The following is a 23126-nucleotide window of genomic DNA, read 5'->3' on the forward strand; positions in this document are numbered from 1 at the left end:
GACCATGACAACGCAGCCGGACATCGTCATCATCGGATCGGGCATCGGCGGCTCCACCATGGCCGCCGCGCTTGCCCCGACGGGCGCAAAGATCGTCATCCTGGAAGCGGGCGACCACCTGCCCGACCGTCCAGAAAACCGCGACCAGCGCGCCATCTTCCAGCGCGGCCATTTCCGCCCGAAGGAGATGTGGTACGAGGCCGACGGCACCGCCTTCAATCCCGGCAACTACTACAATGTCGGCGGCAACTCGAAATTCTACGGGGCGGTGCTCGTGCGCTACCGCAAGGAAGATTTCGAGGAGATGCGCCACCGCGACGGCGTCTCCCCCGCCTGGCCCTTCCCCTATGAAGAGCTGGAACCGTGGTACTCCGCCGCCGAAAAGCTCTACAATGTGCGCGGCACGCTCGGCGAGGACCCGAGCGAACCGCACCATTCCGCGCCCTACCCCTTCCCGCCCGTGCCGGACGAACCGCCCATCGCGAAGGTGCGCGCGAAGATGAAGGCGAACGGCCTGCATCCCTATTCGCTGCCGCTCGGCGTCGATATCGACCGCTGGCTCGCCAAGGCGAAGACGCCGTGGGATGCGCATCCGAACGCCAACGACGGCAAGATGGATGCCGAAAGCACGGCGCTCGCCGAAGCCCTCAGGCACCCGAATGTCGAGCTGCGCACCAATTGCCGGGTGACCCGGCTCGCCACCGCCCCGCATGGCCGCACCATCTCGACCGTGCACTACATGCGCGACGGCGAGGCGCACAGCATCTCGCCAAAACTGGTGATCCTCTCGGCCGGCGCCGTGCAATCGGCCGTGCTTTTGCTGCGCTCGGCCTCGGAAGCCTTTCCGAAGGGGCTTGCCAACAGCTCCGATCAGGTCGGCCGCAACTTCATGAACCACAATTCGAGCGCCGTGATCGGCGTCTCGCCGTTCTACCGCAACACCTCCGTCTACCAGAAGAGCTTTGGCTTCAACGACTACTACCTCTCGGACGGCAATGGCGGCGCGCCGCTCGGCAATGTGCAGCTCCTCGGCCGCGTCTCGGGAAAGATCCTGAAGGCCAACATGCCCTCCGTGCCGGAATGGCTGCTGGAACAGGTCGCCTCCCGCGCCATCGATTTCTACGCGATGAGTGAAGACCTGCCGCATCCGGAAAGCCGCATCACGGTGGACCGCGACCGCATCGTCATGAAATGGACGCGCACCAACTGGCAGGCCCATCTCGACCTCGTGACCAAGCTGAAGGCCGCGCTGAAGAAAGCCGCCTTTCCCATCGTGCTCGCCCGCGCCTTCGACAAGCGCACGCCGTCGCACCAGTGCGGCACGGTGCGCATCGGCAACGATCCGGCGACGGCGCCGCTCGATATCTGGAGCCGCGCCTATGACCATCCGAACCTCTTCGTGGTCGACGCCTCCTACCTGCCGACCTCGGCCGCGGTGAACCCGGCGCTGTCGGTCGCCGCCCAGGCGCTGCGCGTCGCGGACCGCATCAAATCGAGGGATCTCGCCGCATGACGACACCAGCACGCCCCGTCGCCATCGTCACCGGCGGCCGCCGCGGCATCGGCCTCGGCATCGCAAAAGCGCTCGCGGCGCAGGGCTTCGACATCGCGATAACCGGTATCGGCGACAGCGATGCCGCGACCGACGCCATGCTCGCTGAATTCGAAGGCCGCGCGATCTACCTCAAGGCCGACCTCGCAGACCTCTCCGGCCATGCCGCAACCGTCGCGGCGATAGAAGACCAACTCGGCGCCATCGGCTGCCTCGTCAACAATGCCGGCGTCGCTTCCGTCGTGCGCGGCGATTTCCTCGATCTTGCACCGGAAAACTTCGACACGATCGTCGCCACCAACCTTCGCGGCACGGTCTTCTTCACTCAGGCCGTGCTGAAGGCGATGCTGCATTCGAAACAGGCCGCCGGCCCGCGCTCGGTCATCAACATCACCTCCGTCTCCGCCTCGCTCGCCTCGCCGGAACGGCTCGACTACTGCATGACCAAGGCTGGGCTCGCCGCCTTCAGCCAGGGGCTGGCGCTGCGGCTCGCGGACACCGGCATTTCCGTCTTCGAAATCCGCCCCGGCATCATCCGCTCCGACATGACGGCCGGCGTTTCGGGAAAATACGACACGCTGATCGAAGGCGGCCTCGTGCCGATGAAGCGCTGGGGCGAACCGGACGACATCGGCTCCGCCGCCGCCGCGCTCGCGACAGGCCAGTTCGCCTTCGCCACCGGCTCGGTGATCAATCTCGACGGCGGGCTTTCGATCGGCCGGCTGTAAGCCGCCGCGCCCGCGAAAAATTCTGAGGACGAAGACATGACCTACGACTACATCATCACCGGCGCCGGGCCTGCCGGCTGCGTGCTGGCAAACCGCCTCTCGGAAGACCCCAGCGTGCGCGTGCTGCTGCTGGAAGCCGGCGGCGGGGACTGGAACCCGCTGTTCCACATGCCCGCCGGTTTCGCCAAGATGACCAAGGGTGTCGCGAGCTGGGGCTGGGAGACCGTGCCGCAGAAGCACATGAAGGGGCGCGTGCTGCGCTATACGCAGGCGAAGGTTCTCGGCGGCGGCTCCTCGATCAACGCGCAGCTTTATGCCCGCGGCAATGCGGCCGACTATGACCTCTGGGCCAGCGAAGACGGCTGCGAGGGCTGGAGCTATCGGGAAATCCTGCCCTATTTCAAGCGTGCCGAGGACAACCAGCGTTTTGCCGACGACTACCATTCATATGGCGGGCCGCTCGGCGTCTCCATGCCGGTCTCGGCGCTGCCGATCTGCGACGCCTATCTGCGCGCCGGCCAGGAGCTCGGCATTCCCTACAACCACGATTTCAACGGCCGCCAGCAGGCAGGCGTCGGCTTCTACCAGCTCACCCAGCGCAACCGCCGCCGCTCTTCCGCCTCGCTCGCCTATCTCTCGCCGATCAAGGATCGCAAGAACCTGACGATCCGCACCGGCGCCCGCGTCGCCCGCATCGTGCTGGAAGGCACGCGCGCCGTCGGCGTCGAGGTGGTGACGGCGAAGGGCATGGAGACGATCCGGGCGGAACGCGAGGTGCTCGTCTCCTCCGGCGCCATCGGCTCGCCGAAACTGCTCCAGCAATCCGGCATCGGCCCGGCCGACCACCTGAAATCCGTCGGCGTTGCGGTCAAACACGACCTGCCCGGCGTCGGCTCCAACCTGCAGGATCATCTCGACCTGTTCGTGATTTCCGAATGCACCGGCGACCACACCTATGACGGCGTCGCCAAGCTGCACCGCACGCTCTGGGCCGGCCTGCAATATGTGCTCTTCCGCTCCGGCCCCGTCGCCTCCTCGCTCTTCGAGACCGGCGGCTTCTGGTATGCCGATCCGGATGCGCGCTCGCCGGACATCCAGTTCCACCTCGGCCTCGGCTCCGGCATCGAGGCGGGCGTCGAAAAGCTGAAGAATGCCGGCGTGACGCTGAACTCCGCCTACCTACATCCGCGCTCACGCGGCACGGTCCGGCTGTCCTCCGCCGATCCCGCCGCCGCGCCGCTGATCGACCCGAACTACTGGGAAGACCCGCATGACCGGAAAATGTCGATCGAAGGCCTGAAGCTCGCCCGCGAGATCATGCAGCAGGCCGCGCTGAAACCCTATGTGCTGGCCGAGCGCCTGCCGGGACCGAAGGCGATGACCGACGAAGACCTGTTTGCCTATGGCTGCGCCAATGCCAAGACCGACCACCACCCGGTCGGCACCTGCAAGATGGGCACGGGGGCGGACGCCGTGGTCGGCCTCGATCTGAAGGTGCACGGGCTTGAAGGCCTGCGCGTCTGCGACAGTTCTGTCATGCCGCGCGTTCCTTCGTCCAACACCAATGCGCCGACCATCATGGTGGGCGAAAAGGGCGCCGACATCATCCGCGGCCTGCCGGCGCTGCCGGCCCAGGTCTTCCTGCATGAACGCAACGATGCGCGGCCCCGTGCCCGCGCCGACATAAGATAGGGGATACCATGATCCGCCACTGCGTCTTCATCCACTTCAAGCCGACCATTTCCGCCCACTACAAGGCCGAGCTCTTCAACGAGATCGACGCCTTGAAGGAGCGCCTGCCGGGCATGCTTGCCGTGCATATCGGCACGAATGTCAGCCCGGAAGAGGGCATGGACAAGGGCTTTGCCGACGGCTTCATCGTCGACTTCGCCGATAGTTTCGCGCGTGACGCCTATCTGGAGGACCCGGAGCACAAGCAGACCGGCGGCCGGCTTGTCGCCGCTGCCGAAGGCGGCATCGCGGGCATCCTCGTCTACGACCTCGAAACCGACGACTAAACCCGTCCAGCCCGACGCGACAACACCCGCTCGACGGCGGAAAAGGCGTCGTAGATCAACACCGCCAGCACCGCGACCACCAAGCCGCCCTGCAGCACGAAGGCGAGGTTGTTGGATTGCAGGCCGGCGAGAATGACCTCGCCGAGCGTCTTGGCCGCCACCGTCGAGCCGATGGTGGCGGTGGCGAGGCTGATCGTCACCGAGAGACGGATGCCCGCGAGAATGACGGGCAATGCCAGCGGCAGTTCCACCTTGGTCAGCCGCTCCCATGCCGTCATGCCCGTGCCGCGCGCGGCCTCGACGATGGCCGGCGGCAGGGTGGAAAGACCCGTCATGGCATTCTCGAAGATCGGCAGCAGGCCGTAGAGGAAGAGCGCGATCAGCGTCGGCTTCTCGCCGAAGCCGACGGCGGGAACGGCGAGCGCCAGCACCGCGACGGGCGGAAAGGTCTGGCCTATATTCACGAGGCTTCGCGACAGCGGCAGGAATTCCGCGCCGATCGGCCGTGTGACGAGAATGGCAAGCCCGACGGCGACGATGGTCGCGGCGAGCGTCGCGGTGAAGACCGTCGCGAGATGCGAAAGCGTCAGCGACAACAGGCTGCCCTGGTTATAGACCGCCGGGGCATTGGCCTGCACGAGCGGCTTCAGCAACGGCTCGAACAGCATGGGCTGCACGAGGAAGGCGATCAGGATCACCAGCACCGCCAGTCGCAGGAGATTGGGCAGGAGCCGCTTCATTGCGGCCTCGCGGCACGGCGCGTCAGGGAGGCAAGCGTCACGCGGCCGAGCGGCGCGCCATCGGCGCCCACGACCGGCAGGGCCTCACGGCCGGACCAGAGCAGCGCGGAAAGCGCATCGCGCTGGCTGAGCGCTGCGGCAATCGGTTCCCCCTCCGCCTCGCCGGCCTCCGCGGCATCGGCGACGGTGCCGATCGACAGCAGCCGGAACGGCCGCTCGCCGGCGCCGATCAGCGTCTCGACGAAATCGGTCGCCGGGTTCACCAGCATGTCCTGGGGCGCGGCATATTGCACGATCTTGCCCTTGTCCATGACGGCGATCTTGTCGGCGAGGTGGAAGGCCTCTTCCATGTCATGCGTGACGAGCACGATGGTCGTGCCGAAATGTTTCTGGATCGCCAGCAGGTCTTCCTGCGCCTTGGCCCGGATAACCGGGTCCAGCGCGCCGAAGGGTTCGTCCATCAGCAGGATGTTCGGCTCGGCCGCAAGCGCGCGGGCCACCCCGACGCGCTGCTGCTGGCCGCCGGAAAGCTCGTGCGGATAACGCGGACCGAAGGCGGCGGGGTCGAGCTGGAAGAGCGTCAGCAGTTCCTTCACCTTGGCATCGATGCGGGATTTGTCCCAGCCGAGCAGCGTCGGCACCGTGGCGATGTTTTCCGCGACGGTGCGGTGCGGAAAGAGGCCGTGGCCCTGGATGGCATAGCCGATGCGGCGGCGCAGCTCGTAGCCGGGGATCGCGCTGTTCGGCTCGCCGTCGATCAGGATTTTTCCAGATGTCGGTTCGACGAGGCGGTTGATCATGCGCATCAGCGTCGTCTTGCCGGAGCCGGACGTGCCGACGATGACGGTGATCGTGCGCGGCGCGATCGTCATCGAGACCGTGTCGACGACGGTCGTCTCGCCGTAGCGCTTGGTAATGGTGTCGATCTCGATCATGCGGCCCTGCCGGGTTTGTTGCTGGAAAGTTCGGTTGCGGCATCGAGAACGATGGCGGCGGCGAAGGCGAGCGCGACGGTCGGCACCGCGCCGAGCAGCACGAGGTCCATGGCCGTCTGGCCAATGCCCTGGAAGACGAAGACGCCGAAACCGCCGCCGCCGATCAGCGCCGCAATCGTCGCAAGCCCGATATTCTGCACGAGCACGATGCGGATGCCGGTGAGGATGACCGGGAAGGCGAGCGGCAGTTCGACGCCGAAGAGCCGCTGGCGATCCGTCATGCCGATGCCGCGGGCCGCGTCGTTCGCATCGCGCGGCACGCCGGCAAGGCCGACAACCGTATTGGCGACGACCGGCAGCAGCGAATAGAGAAAGAGCGCGACGAAGGCGGGCGCTGCGCCGATGCCGCGAATGCCGATTGCCGCGGCCCCGGGAACATTGAGCGCGATCCAGCCGAGCGGCGCGATCAGCAGGCCGAACAGCGCGATCGACGGGATCGTCTGGATGATGTTCAGCACGTTGAGCACGCCGGCCCGCAGCGCCTCGACGCGGTGGCAGAGGATGCCGAGCGGCAGGCCGACGAGCACCGCCGCCGCCAGCGAGCCGAGCGCCAGAACGACATGCCGGCTCGCCTCCAGCCAGAAGGTTTCGGCGCGGCTGCCATATTCCTTGAGGATCGACAGGCCATCCCAGACGCCGGACATCAGCAGCGCCGCGGCAGCCGCAGCGACGGCGGCGAGCAGCGCGACCCGGGCAAGCGGCGAGAGCTTCAGCCGCGCCAGCGCATCGGTGGTCACCAAGGCGAAGGCAAAGCTCGTGAGCCAGAAACCGGAGGCCGGCGAAACGCGGGCATAGGTATTTTCCGGCGGCGTCAGGTGGCCGGCGGCAAGACCGATGAGGATGGCGAGCGCAAGCAGCGCGACAAGGCCGAGCACCAGTCGAAAGAAGGTCGGCGTCTTCGCCACGATGAGAACGATGGCGACGATGGCAAAGGCGAGGAACGCGGCGCCAAGCCCCGCGGGAAGCGCCTCGATGATCGACCGCGCCTCGCCGGGCACGATGCGGTTAGCCCGAAAATTGGCGAACGGCGCCAGAAACGCGCCATAGGCCAGCAATGCGGCGATCACCACGCCGAGCTTGTCGATCCTGAACCGCATGCGCACCTTTCGGGGAGAGACGTCCTCCGCCCGGCCGGGCGGAGGACAAGCGAGCTTACTTGATGAAGCCGTTCTTCTTCAGGAAGTCCTCGGCAACGGCTTTGGCCGGCTCGCCGCCGACCTGGACGCGACCGTTTAGATCCTGCAGCGTCACGAGATCGAGCTTTTCGAAGACCGGCTTCAGAATTTCCTCGATCTGCGGATTGGCCTTCAGCACCTCCTCGCGAATGATCGGCGACGGCTGGTAGACCGGCTGCACGCCCTTGTCGTCTTCCAGAACGACGAGGCCCGACGGCGCGATGCCGCCATCCGTGCCGTAGACCATGGCGGCATTGGCATTGTTGGTCTGGTTGGCGGCGGCGGCAATCGTCGCGGCCGTGTCACCGCCCGAAAGCGTGATCAGCTGTTCCGGCTTCAGCGTGAAGGCATAGGTCGTCTGGAAGGCCGGAAGGGCCGCAGCCGAGTTCACGAATTCGGAGGAAGCGGCAAGCACCACCTGGCCGCCACCGGCGACATATTTGCCGAAGTCGGTCAGCGTCACGAGCTTGTTCGGCTCGGCCACATCCTTGCGCAGCGCGATCGCCCAGGTGTTGTTGGCCGGCGACGGCGTCAGCCAGACGATCTTGTTGGCGTCGAAATCGAGCGTCTTGGCGAGCTCGTAGGCCTTGGCCGCATCCTTCCAGGCCGGGTCGTCTGCCTTCTCGAAGAAGAAGGCGGCGTTGCCGGTATATTCCGGGTAGATGTCGATCTCGCCCGCGATGATCGCCTGGCGCACGACCGGGGTGGCACCAAGCTGCACGCGGTCGGTCGTCTCGATGCCGTTGGCGTTCAGCACGGCGAGGATGATGTTGCCGAGCACGCCGCCCTCGGTGTCGATCTTCGACGAGACGACGACCTGGGCCTGGGCGGCACCAGCCATGAGGCCGAGGGCCAGAGCGGCTCCGATGAATTTGACTGCAGGGCGCATGAGAAAACCTTTCGTTCTGTGCGGGAACCCGGAGTGGCATTCAGACCACGTTTGGGAACGCCCGTCCGGGCAAAGCATTTCATATATGGCAGTGAATCGCAAAAAATAGACCGCGCCAGCGAGACTTTGCACGACGTTTGTTGCCGCGTTCAAAGCGCTTTCAAGATTGTGCGACGAGAACGGTTTTGGCAACAGAAACGCGTTGCAATTGCCGGTCGCATCCGACACTCTTCGCGAAGGCCCGCTCCCATTTTCAAAGACCGCATTTCATCACCTTGCCGGGGAAACGTCCCGGGCCGATGTCCGGCGCAGATTTCATGAGGGGACACATGAGCATCTATATTCTTGCCTTGCTGATCGGCGTGGTGGCGGGGCTTCGGGCGATGACGGCACCGGCCGCCGTCAGCATCGGCGCCGCGCTGGGCTGGCTGCCGGTTTCCGGCACCTGGGCGGCCTTCATGGGCTATCGCTTCACGCCCTACATCTTCGGCATCCTGGCGCTCGTCGAATTCGTCACGGACCAGTTGCCGAGCACGCCGAGCCGCAAGGTGCCGCAGCAATTCGGCGCACGCATCGTCAGCGGCGCCTTCTGCGGCGCTGTCATCGGCACGGCCGGCGGCGCGCTGATCGGCGGCCTGGTTGCCGGCGTCATCGGCGCAGTCATCGGCACGCTCGGCGGCGCGGAAGCCCGCCAGCGCCTCGTCGCGGCCACCGGCGGCAGGGACCTGCCGATCGCGCTCTTGGAAGACGCCGTCGCCGTGCTGCTCGGCCTCTTCGTCGTTTCATCGGTCGTCTGATGCGCACGTTCGACGCCATCATCATCGGGGCGGGCCAAGCCGGCCCGTCACTCGCCGGCCGGCTGACGGCCGCCGGCAAGACGGTCGCCCTCATCGAGCGAAAACTCGTCGGCGGCACCTGCGTCAACACCGGCTGCATGCCGACCAAGGCCATGGTCGCCAGCGCCTACGCCGCCCACCTCGCCCGCCGCGGCGCCGAGTATGGCGTGGTGACGGGGGATATCTCGATCGACTTCACGAAGGTCATGGCCCGCAAGGACAAGGTGCGCTTCGATGCCCGCAAGGGCAACGAGGATTGGCTGGAAGGCATGCAGGGCCTCACCTTCATCCGTGGCCATGCCCGCTTCGAAAGCCCGACCGAGGTCCGTGTCGGCGACGAGCTGCTATCGGCCAAACAGATCTTCCTCAATGTCGGCGGCCGGGCCGTCGTGCCGGATTTCCCGGGCGTCGGCGACGTGCCCTATCTCGACAACGTGTCGATGATGGACCTGACCGAGGTGCCGAAACACCTGGTCGTCATCGGCGGCAGTTACATCGGGCTGGAATTCGCCCAGATGTTCCGCCGCTTCGGGTCGGAGGTAACGGTCGTCGAGAAAGGCCCGCGGCTGATCGCCCGCGAGGACGAGGACGTCAGCGCCGCCGTGCGAGACATCCTGGAGCGCGAAGGCATCCATATCCGCACCGGCGCGGAGTGCATCCGTTTCTTCCGGCAGGAGGACGGCGTCGGGGTGGGCGTCGATTGCACGGCCGGCCCGCCGGAGATCGTTGGCTCGCACATCCTGCTTGCCACCGGCCGGCGGCCGAACACCGACGACCTCGGCCTCGACAAGGCGGGTGTGACGGTGGACAAGCGCGGCTATATTTCCGTCGACGAGCGGCTGGAAAGCAACGTGCCGGGCATTTTCGCGATGGGTGATTGCAACGGCCGTGGCGCCTTCACCCACACCGCCTATAACGACTTCGAAATCGTCGCCGCCAACCTGCTCGACAACGAGCCGCGCAAGGTCTCGGACCGCATCCAGACCTACGCGCTCTACATCGATCCGCCCCTCGGCCGCGCCGGCATGAGCGAGACGGAGGCGCGCAAGACCGGCCGCAAACTGCTCGTCGGCACCCGCCCGATGACACGGGTCGGCCGCGCCAAGGAAAAGGGCGAAACGCTCGGTTTCATGAAGGTGATCGCCGATGCCGAAACGAAGGAAATCCTCGGCGCTTCTCTCCTCGGCACGGGCTGCGACGAGGCGGTGCAGAGCATCCTGGACGTCATGTATGCGGGCAAGCCCTACACGACGATCACCCACGCGGTGCATATCCACCCGACGGTGGCGGAGCTGATCCCGACGGTGTTTGGGGACATGCAGCCGGTGGAATGAGAAAAGCCCGGGATCGCTCCCGGGCTTTTTACATTTGTGAGGGGCAGCGCCGAGGCTACTTCCTGATCGTCAGCGCCGGGTTATGGGCGAAGAAGTTGTGCGGCATGATGTGCACGGTCTTCCATTCCGTCGACATGACCGGCCAATCCTCCATGCGCGGAATGTGGTGGAAGCCGGCGGAGAACCAGGTGACGATGTCCTTGCCCATCAGGCTCTGGTCCTTTTTCACCCATTCGGCGAGCGTATCCGAGCCATCGCTCTGCATGGCGAACTTGCCACCGGCATAACGCTGTTCCGGATCGTAGACCGTGTTCCACACCGAATATTCGATATAGGCATTGCGCTTCATCGGCGGGTCGTTCTCGAAATCGAACGGGCCGTAGGACACGTCGCCATGGTGGATCATGTAGCCCGGCTCATGGCCGAGATACCCTTCACGGGACGGGTCGGAGATATGGAAGTAGCGCGGCTGCGAGGACGAGAGCTTGTAGCGCGCCTCCAGCTCCGTCATCGGCATCTTGTGCTCGACCGTCCACATCGACTTGCGCGGGCTCGACGCATCGAGCTTGGCGGGCACGATGTCCATCGTCGAAAAATGGTTGATCGGCTGGTCGACGTCGAAGTCGATGCGGAAGTTGAAGTAGTGGTCGTGGTTGGCAGCGACGAGGTTCGGCGCGATCAGCGTGCCATAGGCCGTGTCCGCCTTCGCCGTCGGGTCCTTCATCGAGGTGGAGGCAACGCCCTTCACCGCATCGAGGCCGGTGGCGCCGACATAGATGTTGACCTGGCCGTTCTGCTGCAGGCGGTAGTCGATCAGGTAGTCATAGTTGCCGACTTCCGAGGCCGTGCGCACCACGAGTTCGGTCGCCGGCCGCCCTTCCGCCGGCACCGGGTTTTCCGGCGTCTGCGCGAAAACTTCGAAGTGGCGCCAGGCGGGATCGCCGATATTGCGCTCGAAGACGCAGATCGCGTCCGGAATGACGAGCGGCGCGCCCTTGTCGTCGGCAATCGTCGCCGGCAGGAAGGTGGCGTGCGAGGGGCAATCGATACCGGCGCGCAAGGGGCTCAGGAACAGGCCGAAACCATATTCCCCGCTGTCCATGTAGGTGCGCCAGTACCAGCCTTCCGTCGGGTCCATATAGGGCACGAAGACTTCGGAAAGATGCGCCTGGTAGATGACAGAGCGCCAGGTGCCGGCGTCGTTGACATCGAGATTGGAGACGACGAGGCCGGGGCGCTTGTCGACGCGGAAGTTGAAGCGCCACATATCCCATTCGATATGGCTGCCATCGATCTTGTAGTTAGGGCCGCCTTCCTGCACGAGCTTGACGGGCTTGGTTTCCGGCCTGAGCGGCAGCCGCTTGGCGACCTCCTCCTCCGTATAACCCCAGCCATCCTTCGGGCCTTCGACGACGCCCGTGTCGATGACGCGCAGCACTTCCTTCTTGCCGATATCGTAGACGGCGAAGAGGCCTTCGACCGGCTTGGCATAGAAGTTGGAGCCTTCCGGCACCTGGTAACACGGCACCTTCATCAGGCGGGAATTCTGGTATTCCTCCGTGAAGAAATTGCCGCCGGTCAGCGGCAGGCAGAAGGCCTGTTCCGGCTTCAAGCCGCGCTTGGCAAGCCCCGCCACCATGTCCGGATGGCCGAGCGCGCCTTCCAGCGCATTCATGAACTCGGTGAAGAGCACCATGGGCTGGCCGGCCGTCTTGGCATTGCTCTCGACCGTGCCCTTGGTGATGTTGACGACCGCCTCGCTGAAACCTTCGGCGCTGGTGAAATAGACCGTCGCCTTGCGGTCGAGGCTGTCGCCTTCCTTCCACGCCAGCACATCGGCCTTGGCGGGCTCCTTGAGCTCGATCAGCGGATAGAGCGTGTTGTCGTCCGCAACCTTCTCACCGCGCAGGATCTGGTTGATCTTCTGGTATTCCTCGGCCGTCAGCCCGTCGAGCGGATGCGCGGCCGCAGCACCGGCGGCAAGGCCCAGCGCCAGCGCCGTCGAGGCCAGGTGTTTGAAAAGTCTCATGATCGTTCCCTCTTCTTGCTTGGTTCTGTCAGGCGAAGACCACCTGGATATCGGTGTATTCGGCAAGCCCCTCTTCGGCGAACTCGACGCCGATGCCCGAGGCCTTCACGCCGCCGAAGGGCGCATTGGGCTGGATGGCGCCGTGTTTGTTGATCCAGACCGAGCCGCAGGCGAGCCGGCTCGCGACCTTCTTCGCGGCCGCGATATCGGAGGACCAGACGGAACCGCCGAGCCCGTTCGGGCTGTCATTGGCAAGCCGGATCGCCTCCTCCACATCGGAATAGCGAATGATCGGCAGCGCCGGGCCGAACTGTTCCTCGTCGACCAGCGCATCGCCGTTGCGAAGCCCGGAAACGATGGTCGGCGGGAAGAACAGGCCTTCGCCCGGCTCGCCGCCGAGCAGCACCTTGCCGCGCGACTTCGCATCCGCGACGAGCCGCAAAACCTTGTCGAACTGCATGCGGTTCTGGATCGGCCCGAGAATGCTCGCCTCCTCCATGCCGTTGCCGACCGGGATCGCCTTCGCATAGGCGACAAGCGCATCACAGACGGCGTCATGGATCGAGTCATGCACATAGAGCCGCTTCATCGCCGCGCAGGTCTGGCCGTTGTTGATGAAAGCGCCCCAGAAAAGGCCTTCGGCGATCTGCTGCGGATCGGCATCCGGCAGCACGATGCCGGCATCGTTGCCGCCGAGTTCAAGCGTCAGCCGTTTCATGGTTTCGGCGGCAGACTGCATGACCTTCTGCCCCGTGGCGCAGGAGCCGGTGAAGACGATCTTGCGGATATCCGGATGAGCCGACATCGCACCGCCGAGATTGAACGCCTTGTCATCGCCCGTCACCACATTGACGACGCCCGGCGGCAGCACCTCGTTCATGATCTCGACAAGGCGCAGCGTCGAAAGCGGCGTATAGGGCGAGGGTTTCACGACGACCGTATTGCCGGTGCGCAGCGCCGGAAGAATGTGCCAGACGGCAATCATCACCGGGAAATTCCACGGCGTGATGGAGCCGACGACGCCGAGCGGCTTGCGGGTGAGTTCGATCCGGCCCTGCTCGTTGTCCTGCAACACCTTGACGGGCATTAAGAGCCCGGTCGTGTAACCCGCCCAGGCGACGGCGCCGCCGATCTCCCAGCGCGAGCCGAGCCCGTTCAGCGGTTTGCCCTGCTCCAGCGTGATGATCTCGGCAAGTTCTGCCGCATGCTCCTCGATCTTCGCCGTCACGGCGGCGCAGGCGGCCTGCAAGGCTTCGTCGCTCTGCGCCGACCACGTCACGAACGCCGCCTTGGCGACAGCGACGGCGGCATCGAGCTCCGCTCCGCCCATGTTCGGCGCGCGGCCGACTTCTTCGCCCGTCGCCGGGTTCAACACGGCAAAATCCGAGCCGACACTGGCCGGCTTGCCGCCAATCGTTGCCTTGAATTCCATCATTTCCGCCTCCTCCAAGGAACGGCCCACCTCCGGCGGGCACATCTGGTGGCAGAGAATAGGCGTTGGCGGGGCGTCAGACTTGGACGGTGCCGTCCCGCCTTTTGGACAAAAGCGTCAATGGCAGCGCGCGACCGCACCCGGCGTCGTGCCGTATTTCTTGCGGAACTCGCGGTAGAAATAGGAAAGGTCGTTGAAGCCGCAATCGAAGGCGACAGCGGTGACGCCTTCCGCGGGCTGATCCCCCTTGCGGATGGAAAGCCGCGCATGGGCAAGCTCCAACCGGCGGTTCAGCAGCCGGTGGCCGGGCGTCTCACCGAGCGGCCGGAAATGCCGTTGCAAAGTGCGCTCCGGCACATTGAGGCGAGAGGCCAGTTCGCGCGGGCCGAAAGCCGGGTCTGCGCGATGACGGTCGATCATCGCCAGCGCCCGCGAGAGCAGCGTCTCGGCCGGGCTGGCCGCGCCCATCACGCGCGTCGAATGCAGGTAGGCACCCATCAGGCAGAGGAAGGCCTCGCCAAGCTGCGCCTGCGCGCCCTCCTCCATCAGCATCTTGGCGATCACGGCGCGCATGGCGAGCCAGAGCGGATCGTCACGCGAGATCGAAAGCCCGCCGGTGCAGGCATTGCCGAAGCGGTGCACCATCTCGTCGCGCGGAATGTGCAGCGACACCTGGTTCGAGCGCTCGCCACGATAGAGAAAGGTCGAGGGTTTGACGGAATCGACGAGGAACATGTCGCCGGGCGAGAGTTCCGCGACATGATCGCCCTGCTCGACGCGACACTGGCCGGCATCCTGCACCAGAAGGAAGAAATACTCGCCGGGATCCTGCCGGATGGAGCGGGTGTTGCGCGCGACCTCCGAGGCATCGAGCGCCACGATCGCCGTATCGAACGGCCCGACGCGCCGCGTGGTGACGTCGCCATTGACGACACCGCCCCGTCGCATCGGCTCCAGGTCGAACGAGCCGCAGACCCGGCGGATCTCGGCCTCCAGAATTTCCACCGCCACCGGCTTGTGTCCCGGCGTCATCAGCGACTGCATCGCGCCCTCCCCGGCTCCAGCAGAATGCCCACACTCCCAAACTATCTCATCACAGTCCGCAGCGCTTGCCTATCGTCTCTATTTCGCAAGCGCTGAAAAACTGCCGGCTTCCACCGACCGACGCAGACCCTCGCACGGCGGATCGGCAAGGCCGTCCGAAGCAAGCCGGTCCAGCACGGAAACGACCTCGGCAAGCCCACGCGCCTCCGCATAATGCATCGGCCCGCCGCGCCAGCGCGGAAAACCGTAGCCGTGGATTTTCACGAGATCGATATCGGCCGCGCGCAGCGCCACGCGCTCCTCCAGAATACGCGTCGCCTCGTTGACCATCGGCAGCAGGATGGCGTCGGCGATGTCAGCCTCGTTCCACACGCGCTGCGGGCGGCCCGCCGCCTCTTCGGCAATGATTGCCGCCACCGCTTCCGACGATTTTGGCGCACGGTCGCCCGGCTGGTAATCGTACCATCCGCCGCTGGATTTCTGGCCGAAGCGTTCGATGGCGCAAAGCCGGTCAGCAACGGGCGCGAAGGGTGTTTCGCCGCGTGCGCGCGCCGCCTTGCGCTGGAAGGCGGCGATGTCGAGGCCACCGAGATCCTGCGCCTCGAAAGGCCCCATCGGCAGGCCGAAGGCGCGCATGGCGGCATCGACCGTGGACGGCGTTGCGCCGGAGAGCAGCAGCCGCTCGGCCTGCGCGCGCGTGACCTTCAGGATGCGGTTGCCGATAAAGCCATCGCAGATGCCGGCACGGACGGGGATTTTTCCCAGGAGGCGGGCGAGTGCGAAGCCGGTTGCCAGAACGTCCGGCGCTGTCGTTTCCGTCGGCACGATCTCCAACAGCTTCATGATATGGGCCGGGCTGAAGAAATGCAGGCCGAGGAAGCGTTCGGGATGGCTTATGCCTTCGCTGATCGCATTCGGATCGAGATAGGAGGTGTTGGTGGCCAGCACCGCATCCGGCCGGCAGACCGAAGAGAGTTTTTCGAAGACGGCGCGCTTAACGGCGAGGTCCTCGAACACCGCTTCTATCACGAGATCAGTGTCGGCCAGCAAACCATAATCGTCGCCACCGGTGACACCGTTGATGCGCTCATCGGCGACCGCCTGCGTCATGCGCCCGCGCTTCACCGAACCCTCATAGATGGCCCGCACATTGGCAAGCCCGCGTTCGACCGCCGCCGCATCACGCTCGATGAGAACAACCGGCAGGCCGGCATCGCGCAGCGCGGCGGCGATGCCTGCGCCCATCGTGCCGCCACCGATGACGGCCGCGGAGCGGATATCGCGCGCCGTGATTCCGGCAAGCTCCGGCGGGCGCGGCGCGGCACGCTCGGCGAAGAAGACATGGCGCAGCGCCGCCGCCTGTTCGGAACCACGCAGTTCCAAGAAAGTCTCGCGCTCGAAGGCCATGGCGCTGGAAAAATCTGTCTCACTGGCTTTGCGCAGCGAGGCGAGCGCCCGGAGCGGCGCGATTTCGCGCCTGGCCTTGGCGGCGACCGCCTTTTCGGCGCTTTCCCAGAAACCCGCTTCGACCGCCGGCACGTCGCGGCTGGAGATCGGCTGCGGCAGGAGTTTTTCCGCCACGTCCCCGGCGAAGGCGATCGCGCCGGCCCTGAGGTCGCCGTCAAGAACCGCATCGATAAGGCCGAGCCCTTCGGCCTTCTTGGCGCCGACCGGGCTGCCACTCGTCACAACATCGACGGCTGCCGCGGGACCGATCAGCCGCGGCAGGCGAACGGTGCCACCGGCACCCGGAATGATGCCGAGCTTGACTTCCGGCAGGCCGAGGCTGGCGGAGGCGACCGCCACGCGATAGGCGCAGCCGAGCGCCACTTCCAGCCCGCCGCCAAGCGCGCTGCCATGGATCGCCGCGACCCAGGGCTTTTTCGCCGCCTCGATGCGCGCCACCACATCCGGCAGATGCGGCGGCTGCGGCGGCTTGCCGAATTCGCTGACATCCGCCCCGGCGATGAAGGTGCGGCCGGCGCAGATCAGCACGACGGCCTTGACCGTCGCGTCCGCATCCAGCTCCGCCACCGCCTCGACGAGCGCCTGCCGCAGCGCCTGCGACAGGGCGTTGACGGGCGGGTTGTCGACGGTGACGACGGCGATGGCGTTTTCGCGGGCGATGGTGACGGTCATGGTGTCATATTCCCAGATAAGCGGCGCGGATGCGTTCGTCCGCGATCAGTGCGGCGGCGGGTCCGGCCATGGTGATGCGCCCCGTCTCCATGACATAACCGCGATCGGCGACCGAAAGCGCGCCAAAAGCGTTCTGCTCGACGAGAAGCACGGTGACGTCGAGCGCCTTCAGGCTCTTTACCACGTCGAAGATCTGCGCGACGAGGATGGGGGCGAGGCCCATGCTCGGCTCGTCGAGCAGCAGGCAGGAGGGGCGCGCCATCAGCGCGCGGGCGATTGCCAGCATCTGCTGCTGCCCGCCGGAAAGACCGCCCGCCGCAAGGTTCCGCTTCTCCTTGAGGATCGGGAACATCGCGAAGGCGTCCTGCATGTCGCGCTCCACCTTGTCGTCGGCGAAGAGATAGGCGCCGAGCCGGAGATTTTCCTCCACCGTGAGGTTGGTGAAAATCTGCCGGCCCTCCGGCGACTGGGCGAGGCCGCGGCGCACGCGGGCATGCGCCGGCACGGTCGTCAGCGCCTCGCCGCGAAAGACGATGGAGCCAGACGACACCGGCTGGATGCCCGAGAGGCATTTCAGCAGCGTCGTCTTGCCGGCACCGTTCGCGCCGACCACCGTGACGATCTCGCCGGAGGCGACGTCGAGGTCGATGCCGTGCAGCACCTCGATGCGGCCGTAGCGTGAACGCAGTCCCTCAACCGTCAGCATTCTGGACCTCCGTCGCCTGGGCGCCGAGATAGGCTTCGATGACGCGCGGATTGCGCGAGATCGCCGCGGGCTCGCCCTCGGCGATCTTCTCACCGTGATCGAGCACCACGATATGGTTGGAAATGCGCATGACCATCTTCATGTCGTGCTCCACCAGCAGGATCGACACGCCCTCGGCCGCGACCTTGGCAATGAGATGATCGATCTCCTCCGTCTCGACGGCATTGCAGCCGGCGGCGGGCTCATCAAGCAGCAGCACGCGCGGTTTCAGCGCCAGCGCGCGTGCGATTTCCAGCCGCTTCAGCGCGCCGTAGGAGAGCGAGCCCGCCTCCTGTTCGGCGGCGCGGCCGAGGCCGACGCGGTCAAGCAGCGCGCGGGCGCTGTCCTCCGATGCCTTGCTGCGGCGCCGCGCGGCCGGAAGCGAGAAGAGATCGGCGAAGACCGAGCCGCGCTCATGCAGGTGATGGCCGGCGACGGCGTTTTCGAGCACGCTCATCGACTGGAAGATCTGCAAATTCTGGAACGTGCGCGACAGGCCGCGGCGCGCCAAAAGGTGCGGCGGCATGCGGGTGACATCCTCGCCGTCCAGCACGACGCGGCCGCGCGCCGGGGCGTAGACGCCGGAGATCATGTTGAACAGCGTCGTCTTGCCGGCGCCGTTCGGGCCGATGACGGAGACGATCTCACCGGGTTTCAAGGAGAAACCGACATCGTGGACGGCGCGCAGGCCGCCGAAATCGATCCCCAAACCTTCGATCTGAAGCAGGCTCATTCTGCCCTCCCCCGGATGCGGCGCACGATGGAGGGCAACAGGCCCTCGCGCATGAAGATCATGACCAGCATCATCACGAGGCCGAGCATGAGCTGCTCATATTCCTGGAAGACCGTCAGCACCTGCGGCAGCGTGGTGAGGATCGCCGCCCCCAGGATGGCGCCGAGGACCGAACCGGCGCCGCCGAGCACCGCCATGGTGACCATCTCGATCGAATGCATGAAGCCCGCGACATCCGGCGTGATGAACTTATTCTGCAACGCCAACAATGACCCGGAAACCGAGGCATAGACCGCCGAGATGACGAAGGCGACGAGCTTGTAATGCGCGACATCGACGCCGACCGTGCGGGCCGCGACCTCCGAGCCATGAAGCGCGCGAAGGGCGCGGCCGGTCGGGCTGTGATAGAGGTTGAGCGCCAGCCAAGCCCCGATCACCAGCACGAGGCCGGAGAAGACATACCAGAATTCGGTGTTCGACAGGTCGATGCCGATGGCCTTCAAGACGGCGCGCAAGCCCAGTTCCGGCACCGCCATGCCATCCGGCCCGCCGGTCAGCTGCGCCTCGTTGGACAGCACCATGGAAACGAGGATGCCGAAGCCGAGGCTGGCGACGGCGAGGTAATAGCCCTTGAGCCGCAGGATCGGCCGGCCGACCAGGAAGGCGATGGCGGCGGAGAGAAGCGCGCCGAGCACGGCGGCAAGTGCGGGATGCAGGCCGAGATGAACCGGCGCCAGCGCGCAGGCATAGGCGCCGATGCCGGCGAAACCCGCATGGCCGAGGCTGATCTGGCCGGCATAGCCGATGAGGATGACGAGGCCCGTCACCGCCAGGCCGTTGACGAAGATCAGCGAGCCGACGCGGAAATAATATGACGAGGGAAAGAACACCGGCGCGATCGCGATGACCGCTGCGAGGATGAGGAGCGTGGTTGCCTTGCTAGAGAGCCGCATGGTCACACCCGATCCGTCGACTTGCGGCCGAACAGGCCCTGCGGCATGGCGAAGAGCACCGCAAGAATGACGACGAAGGCGGCCGCATCCTTGTATTGCGAGCTGATATAGCCGGCCGTCATCGCCTCAAGAACGCCGAGCAGCAGGCCGCCGACCAGCGCGCCCTTGGGGTTACCCATGCCGCCGAGCATGGCGGCGGCGAAACCCTTCAGCGCCAGCGCAAGGCCGACATCGTAGCTCGTCAGCGTGATCGGCGTCACCAGCACGCCAGCGAGCGCGCCGATCGCGGCGGACATGGCGAAGGAGAGCGTCATCACATAGTTGGTGTTGATGCCGACGAGCTGCGCAGCGACGCGGTTATTCGCCGTCGCCAGCACGGCGCGGCCGATCAGCGTGCGGGTGAAGAACAGCCAGAGACAGACGAAGACGGCGAGCGCGCCGGCAATCACCCACAGGCTCTGCGGCAGGATGGTCGCGCCGCCGATGAGGATCGGCTGGTCGCCGGAAAAGGCCGGGAAGCGATGGATCTGCTTGTCGAAGACGAGCTGCGTCGCGCCGCGGATGAAGATGGAGGCACCGATGGTGATGATGATCAGCGAGACGACCGGCGCGCCGCGCGCGGGCTCGATGGCGAGCTTGTTGAGCGCCACGCCGATGCCCGCCGTGACGATGATGGCGATGAGGGCTGCAAGCGGCAGCGGCAGGCCGGCGGCATGCGCAAAGAAGGTGATCATGCCGCCGAGCATGACGAACTCGCCCTGGGCGAAGTTCACGACATCGGAAGCGTTGTAGATGATCGTGAAGCCGAGGGCGACCAGCGCATAGACCGCGCCGACCGTGATCCCGGACAGAAGGAATTGCAGGAGTTCGGGCATGGATGCCTCCGCGGTCCGCGCGATGGTTCCGCCGGCCGCACCATCGTGCAGGCCGGCGGCACGAGAGGATTATTCGACGATCTTCCAGCCGCCCTTTTCGATCTGCAGCATGCGGAAGGCCGAGAGATCGAGGCCGAGATGGTCTTCGGTCGACATGGTCACCGTGCCTGTAGTACCGACGAGGCCGGACGTGCCCTCGATCGCATCGCGGATCGCCGACGGCTCGGCGCTGCCCGCCCGCTTGATCGCATCGACGAGGATGCGCAGCGCATCATGGGCATAGCCGCCGAAGGTCGAGACCGGCTTGCCGGTCGCCTTCTCATAGGCTTCCTTGTAGGCGACGACCACGGCGCGCTGCGGGTCGCTTTCCGGCAGCAGGCCGGCGACGAGCAGCGCGGTGCCCGGCAGGCGCACGCCTTCCGCAGCCTCGGCGCCGGCAAGCTCGATGAAACCATCCGAAGCGACGCCATGCGACTGGTAGAGCGGCAGGCCGACGGCAAGCTGCGCATAGTTGCGCGTGACGATCGCCGGACCCTGGCCGAAGCCCGGGTTCAGCACGGCCTGGATGCCGTCCTTGCCCTTGATGTTGGTGAGCTGCGGCGTCATGTCGGCGTCGGTCGGGCCGTAGGTCTCGTCGGCCAACACCTCGATGCCGTAGTCGCCGATGATCGCAAGGCACTGCTTGTGCATCGAGGCGCCAAAACCGTCGGAGCCGGAGATCATGCCGATCTTGCTGATGCCGGCCTTCTTCATGTCTTCGAAGATTTTCGCGCAGGCCATGCGGTCCGTGTGCGGCGTCTTGAACGTATAGGGTTTGACCGGATCGATGATCTCGATGGCACCGGCCAGCGAGATGAAGGGCACTTCGGCATCCTCGAAAACCGGGATGATGGCCATGGAGGTGCCGGTCGTCGTGCCGCCGATCACGGCGACCACTTCGTCGTCCTCGACGAGGCGGGTCGCGAAGGTGCGCGCCTTGTTCGGGTCACCGCCGTCGTCGTAGATAACGAGTTCCAGCTTCTCGCCGTTGACGCCGCCGGCCGCATTGATCTCCTCGACCAGCATTTTCAGCGTTTTCGCTTCCGGATCGCCGAGGAAGGAGGCGGGGCCGGTTTCAGAAATGGTGGCGCCGATCTTGATGTCGGCAAGGGCGGGCGCGGCAAGGCCGAGCACGAGGGCAAGCGCAGTTGTGGTGAGCGAAAGTTTCATGTCGGTTTCTCCTCCCAACAAAGACAAAGGTTTACGCCGCCGCGGGGCGACGCCACATCACCACGCGGAACCGGTTGGCGACAAAAGCCGCATCCGTCAGGCTGGCATTGCCCGCGGGGTTCGCACCGGTGACGTGGAAATCGCTGAAGGCGGCGCTCTGGTTCACATAGATGCCGCCGGTCAGGTTAACCGAAAGATTGACGCCCGCCGTCGCAAAACGATCGGCGGCGGCAAGGATATGCGCCTCGTCCGTCTCGTAGAGGGCGGCGGTGATGGCGCCTTTGCGCTCGGCAAGGTCGGCGGCACGGTTCACGCCGTCGGTCACGTCATCGACCGCGACGACGAAGGCGATCGGTCCGAAACGCTCCTCCCCATAGGCCTCCGCATCCGTCGCATCGACGGCGAGGATCAGCGGGGTGGCGGTGCGCGCATCGTCGAGGCCTTCCACGGGTGCAGAGTCGCGCACGACGCGGCCGAGCGGCCGGCTCGTGGCGATGCGGGCGAGCGTCGCCGGGTTGGCGATGGCGCCGCAGACACCGGCGGCGCGCGCCGGATCGGCGAGCAGGCCATCGACGGCAGCGGCGATGCCGACCGCAACGTCGTCAAAACTCTTGTGGCCCTCATCCGTCTCGATGCCGCCGCGCGGCACGAAAATATCCTGCGGCGCGGTGCACATCTGACCGCTATAGAGCGACAGCGAGAAGGCGATATTGCCGCACATGCCGGCAAAATTGTCAGTGGCGCCGATCACGATGGAATTGACGCCCGCCTCTTCCGTATAGACATCGGCCTTGCCGGCATTTTCGCGCACCCAGGTGCCAAACGCGTTGGAGCCGGTGTAGTCGACGATGGCGACCGCCGGGTGCTGCACGAGGTCCTTGGTGATTTCGGCACCGGGCGCGTCGGCAGCGAGCAGCACGATATCGGCGGCAAAACCCTCTTCCACCAGCACCTGCCGGGCAATCTCGACGGTGATGGCGAGCGGCAGGATCGCCGCCGGATGCGGCTTGACGATGACGGTGTTGCCGGTCGCAAGGCTGGCGAAGAGACCGGGATAGCTGTTCCAGGTCGGGAAGGTGTTGCAGCCGATGACAAGCGAAACGCCGCGCGGGAGAATGCGCCAGTGTTTTTCCATGACGATCGGCGCGCCCCTGCCCTGTGGCTTGGTCCAGGTCGCCTGCGCCGGTATGCGGCTCATCTCGGCATAGGCATAGGCCACGGCTTCGAGGCCGCGGTCCTGCGCATGCGGGCCGCCGGCCTGAAAAGCCATGGCGAAAGCCTGGCCGGTCGTGTGCATGACGGCGTTCGCCATCTCGAAACTGCGGGCGTTGAGACGGGCGAGGATTTCGAGACAGATGCCGATGCGCACCTCCGGCGATGCGGCAGCCCATTGCGGCGCTGCGGCGCGCGAGGCCATGATCAGCATGTCGGCCGAGGCGGCGGGATAGGTGATGCCGAGGGACGATCCGTAAGGTGAGACTTCCGCACCAACCGTGCCTTCCGACGGATGGTCGGGCAGATCGAAGGCCTTGCCGAGCCGCGCCTCATAGGCAGCGAGGCCGTCATCCTTGGCGGTTTCACCGTAGATCTTGCCGCTGGGCACTTCGGGATAGGCGGACCAGTAGTCACGCTTGGAGGCGGCAGCAAGGGCCGCTTGCAGCGTCGGGCGATGGCGCTCGAAAAGTCCGGTCATCTCTGGC

At 65.7% G+C, this 23126-nt stretch carries 20 protein-coding genes; 6 read left to right on the top strand and 14 right to left on the bottom strand.

The window, feature by feature from the left end; all coding sequences use genetic code 11:
• Window positions 1-4: 4 nt before the first annotated feature.
• Genes AC1RWL_RS21900 through AC1RWL_RS21915 form a run of 4 tightly spaced genes read left to right on the top strand, consistent with a single transcriptional unit; the run spans window position 5 to window position 4298 of the window.
• The gene (locus AC1RWL_RS21900; RefSeq protein WP_493096160.1) at window positions 5-1513 is read left to right on the top strand and encodes a GMC oxidoreductase; all 1509 of its coding nucleotides are present in this window, start codon (window positions 5-7) and stop codon (window positions 1511-1513) included.
• Window positions 1510-2280, top strand: a complete 771-nt coding sequence (locus tag AC1RWL_RS21905; protein WP_493096159.1) for a 3-ketoacyl-ACP reductase — start codon at window positions 1510-1512, stop codon at window positions 2278-2280. The genes AC1RWL_RS21900 and AC1RWL_RS21905 overlap by 4 nt, the downstream gene beginning before the upstream one ends.
• Window positions 2281-2316: 36 nt before the next feature.
• The gene (locus AC1RWL_RS21910; RefSeq protein ID WP_493096158.1) at window positions 2317-3972 is read left to right on the top strand and encodes a GMC family oxidoreductase; all 1656 of its coding nucleotides are present in this window, start codon (window positions 2317-2319) and stop codon (window positions 3970-3972) included.
• 8 nt (window positions 3973-3980) lie between these two features.
• Window positions 3981-4298 (top strand): Dabb family protein, encoded by a 318-nt coding sequence (locus AC1RWL_RS21915; RefSeq protein WP_256119864.1) that lies wholly within the window; start codon window positions 3981-3983, stop codon window positions 4296-4298.
• On the opposite strand, the gene AC1RWL_RS21920 is transcribed toward AC1RWL_RS21915, so the two are convergent.
• The 4 genes from AC1RWL_RS21920 to osmF are packed head-to-tail and all read right to left on the bottom strand — an operon-like array spanning window position 4295 to window position 8097.
• Window positions 4295-5038 carry an ABC transporter permease gene (locus tag AC1RWL_RS21920; RefSeq protein WP_493096157.1) on the bottom strand — a complete coding sequence of 248 codons (744 nt, stop codon included), beginning with the start codon at window positions 5036-5038 and terminating at the stop codon, window positions 4295-4297. The two genes, AC1RWL_RS21915 and AC1RWL_RS21920, sit on opposite strands and share 4 nt — an antisense overlap.
• Entirely contained in the window at window positions 5035-5973 is a 939-nt protein-coding gene (locus AC1RWL_RS21925) for an ABC transporter ATP-binding protein (protein WP_493096156.1), read from the bottom strand. The genes AC1RWL_RS21920 and AC1RWL_RS21925 overlap by 4 nt, the downstream gene beginning before the upstream one ends.
• Complete coding sequence (locus AC1RWL_RS21930) at window positions 5970-7130, bottom strand: ABC transporter permease (protein WP_493096155.1); 1161 nt, start codon at window positions 7128-7130, stop codon at window positions 5970-5972. The genes AC1RWL_RS21925 and AC1RWL_RS21930 overlap by 4 nt, the downstream gene beginning before the upstream one ends.
• A gap of 55 nt (window positions 7131-7185) precedes the next feature.
• Window positions 7186-8097: a glycine betaine ABC transporter substrate-binding protein OsmF gene (gene osmF, locus AC1RWL_RS21935; RefSeq protein ID WP_256119868.1), complete on the bottom strand. Its 912-nt coding sequence runs from the start codon at window positions 8095-8097 to the stop codon at window positions 7186-7188.
• Window positions 8098-8426: 329 nt separating this feature from the next.
• On the opposite strand from osmF, the gene AC1RWL_RS21940 reads away from it, so the two are divergent.
• A complete protein-coding gene (locus AC1RWL_RS21940; RefSeq protein ID WP_439629153.1) occupies window positions 8427-8894 on the top strand; it encodes a DUF4126 domain-containing protein in 468 nt (155 codons plus the stop codon).
• Window positions 8891-10267, top strand: a complete 1377-nt coding sequence (locus AC1RWL_RS21945) for an FAD-containing oxidoreductase (protein ID WP_493096193.1) — start codon at window positions 8891-8893, stop codon at window positions 10265-10267. The genes AC1RWL_RS21940 and AC1RWL_RS21945 overlap by 4 nt, the downstream gene beginning before the upstream one ends.
• Window positions 10268-10322: 55 nt before the next feature.
• On the opposite strand, the gene AC1RWL_RS21950 is transcribed toward AC1RWL_RS21945, so the two are convergent.
• The 10 genes from AC1RWL_RS21950 to paaN all read right to left on the bottom strand — a co-directional run bounded on the left by AC1RWL_RS21950 (window position 10323) and on the right by paaN (window position 23119).
• Window positions 10323-12296: a copper amine oxidase gene (locus AC1RWL_RS21950; protein WP_435266383.1), complete on the bottom strand. Its 1974-nt coding sequence runs from the start codon at window positions 12294-12296 to the stop codon at window positions 10323-10325.
• Between the two features lie 28 nt (window positions 12297-12324).
• Complete coding sequence (locus tag AC1RWL_RS21955) at window positions 12325-13731, bottom strand: aldehyde dehydrogenase family protein (protein ID WP_493096154.1); 1407 nt, start codon at window positions 13729-13731, stop codon at window positions 12325-12327.
• A 114-nt stretch (window positions 13732-13845) separates the two neighbouring features.
• A complete protein-coding gene (locus AC1RWL_RS21960; protein WP_493096153.1) occupies window positions 13846-14772 on the bottom strand; it encodes a helix-turn-helix domain-containing protein in 927 nt (308 codons plus the stop codon).
• Between the two features lie 78 nt (window positions 14773-14850).
• Entirely contained in the window at window positions 14851-16911 is a 2061-nt protein-coding gene (locus AC1RWL_RS21965) for a 3-hydroxyacyl-CoA dehydrogenase NAD-binding domain-containing protein (protein ID WP_493096152.1), read from the bottom strand.
• Between the two features lie 4 nt (window positions 16912-16915).
• Complete coding sequence (locus AC1RWL_RS21970) at window positions 16916-17617, bottom strand: ABC transporter ATP-binding protein (RefSeq protein WP_435266386.1); 702 nt, start codon at window positions 17615-17617, stop codon at window positions 16916-16918.
• Window positions 17604-18389 (bottom strand): ABC transporter ATP-binding protein, encoded by a 786-nt coding sequence (locus tag AC1RWL_RS21975; RefSeq protein ID WP_493096151.1) that lies wholly within the window; start codon window positions 18387-18389, stop codon window positions 17604-17606. The genes AC1RWL_RS21970 and AC1RWL_RS21975 overlap by 14 nt, the downstream gene beginning before the upstream one ends.
• Window positions 18386-19342, bottom strand: a complete 957-nt coding sequence (locus AC1RWL_RS21980) for a branched-chain amino acid ABC transporter permease (protein WP_493096150.1) — start codon at window positions 19340-19342, stop codon at window positions 18386-18388. The genes AC1RWL_RS21975 and AC1RWL_RS21980 overlap by 4 nt, the downstream gene beginning before the upstream one ends.
• Window positions 19343-19344: 2 nt before the next feature.
• Window positions 19345-20217: a branched-chain amino acid ABC transporter permease gene (locus tag AC1RWL_RS21985; protein ID WP_493096149.1), complete on the bottom strand. Its 873-nt coding sequence runs from the start codon at window positions 20215-20217 to the stop codon at window positions 19345-19347.
• A 69-nt stretch (window positions 20218-20286) separates the two neighbouring features.
• On the bottom strand, window positions 20287-21426 hold the full coding sequence (locus tag AC1RWL_RS21990) for an ABC transporter substrate-binding protein (protein WP_493096148.1): 1140 nt from the start codon (window positions 21424-21426) through the stop codon (window positions 20287-20289).
• 31 nt (window positions 21427-21457) lie between these two features.
• Window positions 21458-23119, bottom strand: coding sequence for a phenylacetic acid degradation protein PaaN (paaN, locus tag AC1RWL_RS21995; protein WP_493096147.1), 1662 nt, complete (start codon window positions 23117-23119; stop codon window positions 21458-21460).
• Window positions 23120-23126: the final 7 nt, after the last annotated feature.

The sequence above is a fragment of the Shinella sp. GW821-FHT10F02 genome, assembly GCF_058809275.1.

Excerpts from the sequence above, each read along its gene's own strand:
- AC1RWL_RS21915 (WP_256119864.1), top strand. The coding sequence starts at position 3,981 with ATGATCCGCCACTGCGTCTTCATCCACTTCAAGCCGACCATTTCCGCC.
- AC1RWL_RS21950 (WP_435266383.1), bottom strand. The coding sequence starts at position 12,296 with ATGAGACTTTTCAAACACCTGGCCTCGACGGCGCTGGCGCTGGGCCTT.
- AC1RWL_RS21985 (WP_493096149.1), bottom strand. The coding sequence starts at position 20,217 with ATGCCCGAACTCCTGCAATTCCTTCTGTCCGGGATCACGGTCGGCGCG.
- AC1RWL_RS21930 (WP_493096155.1), bottom strand. The coding sequence starts at position 7,130 with ATGCGGTTCAGGATCGACAAGCTCGGCGTGGTGATCGCCGCATTGCTG.
- AC1RWL_RS21910 (WP_493096158.1), top strand. The coding sequence starts at position 2,317 with ATGACCTACGACTACATCATCACCGGCGCCGGGCCTGCCGGCTGCGTG.
- AC1RWL_RS21960 (WP_493096153.1), bottom strand. The coding sequence starts at position 14,772 with ATGCAGTCGCTGATGACGCCGGGACACAAGCCGGTGGCGGTGGAAATT.
- AC1RWL_RS21990 (WP_493096148.1), bottom strand. The coding sequence starts at position 21,426 with ATGAAACTTTCGCTCACCACAACTGCGCTTGCCCTCGTGCTCGGCCTT.
- paaN (WP_493096147.1), bottom strand. The coding sequence starts at position 23,119 with ATGACCGGACTTTTCGAGCGCCATCGCCCGACGCTGCAAGCGGCCCTT.
- AC1RWL_RS21900 (WP_493096160.1), top strand. The coding sequence starts at position 5 with ATGACAACGCAGCCGGACATCGTCATCATCGGATCGGGCATCGGCGGC.
- AC1RWL_RS21965 (WP_493096152.1), bottom strand. The coding sequence starts at position 16,911 with ATGACCGTCACCATCGCCCGCGAAAACGCCATCGCCGTCGTCACCGTC.
- AC1RWL_RS21925 (WP_493096156.1), bottom strand. The coding sequence starts at position 5,973 with ATGATCGAGATCGACACCATTACCAAGCGCTACGGCGAGACGACCGTC.
- AC1RWL_RS21940 (WP_439629153.1), top strand. The coding sequence starts at position 8,427 with ATGAGCATCTATATTCTTGCCTTGCTGATCGGCGTGGTGGCGGGGCTT.
- AC1RWL_RS21955 (WP_493096154.1), bottom strand. The coding sequence starts at position 13,731 with ATGATGGAATTCAAGGCAACGATTGGCGGCAAGCCGGCCAGTGTCGGC.
- AC1RWL_RS21905 (WP_493096159.1), top strand. The coding sequence starts at position 1,510 with ATGACGACACCAGCACGCCCCGTCGCCATCGTCACCGGCGGCCGCCGC.
- osmF (WP_256119868.1), bottom strand. The coding sequence starts at position 8,097 with ATGCGCCCTGCAGTCAAATTCATCGGAGCCGCTCTGGCCCTCGGCCTC.
- AC1RWL_RS21980 (WP_493096150.1), bottom strand. The coding sequence starts at position 19,342 with ATGCGGCTCTCTAGCAAGGCAACCACGCTCCTCATCCTCGCAGCGGTC.
- AC1RWL_RS21970 (WP_435266386.1), bottom strand. The coding sequence starts at position 17,617 with ATGCTGACGGTTGAGGGACTGCGTTCACGCTACGGCCGCATCGAGGTG.
- AC1RWL_RS21920 (WP_493096157.1), bottom strand. The coding sequence starts at position 5,038 with ATGAAGCGGCTCCTGCCCAATCTCCTGCGACTGGCGGTGCTGGTGATC.
- AC1RWL_RS21975 (WP_493096151.1), bottom strand. The coding sequence starts at position 18,389 with ATGAGCCTGCTTCAGATCGAAGGTTTGGGGATCGATTTCGGCGGCCTG.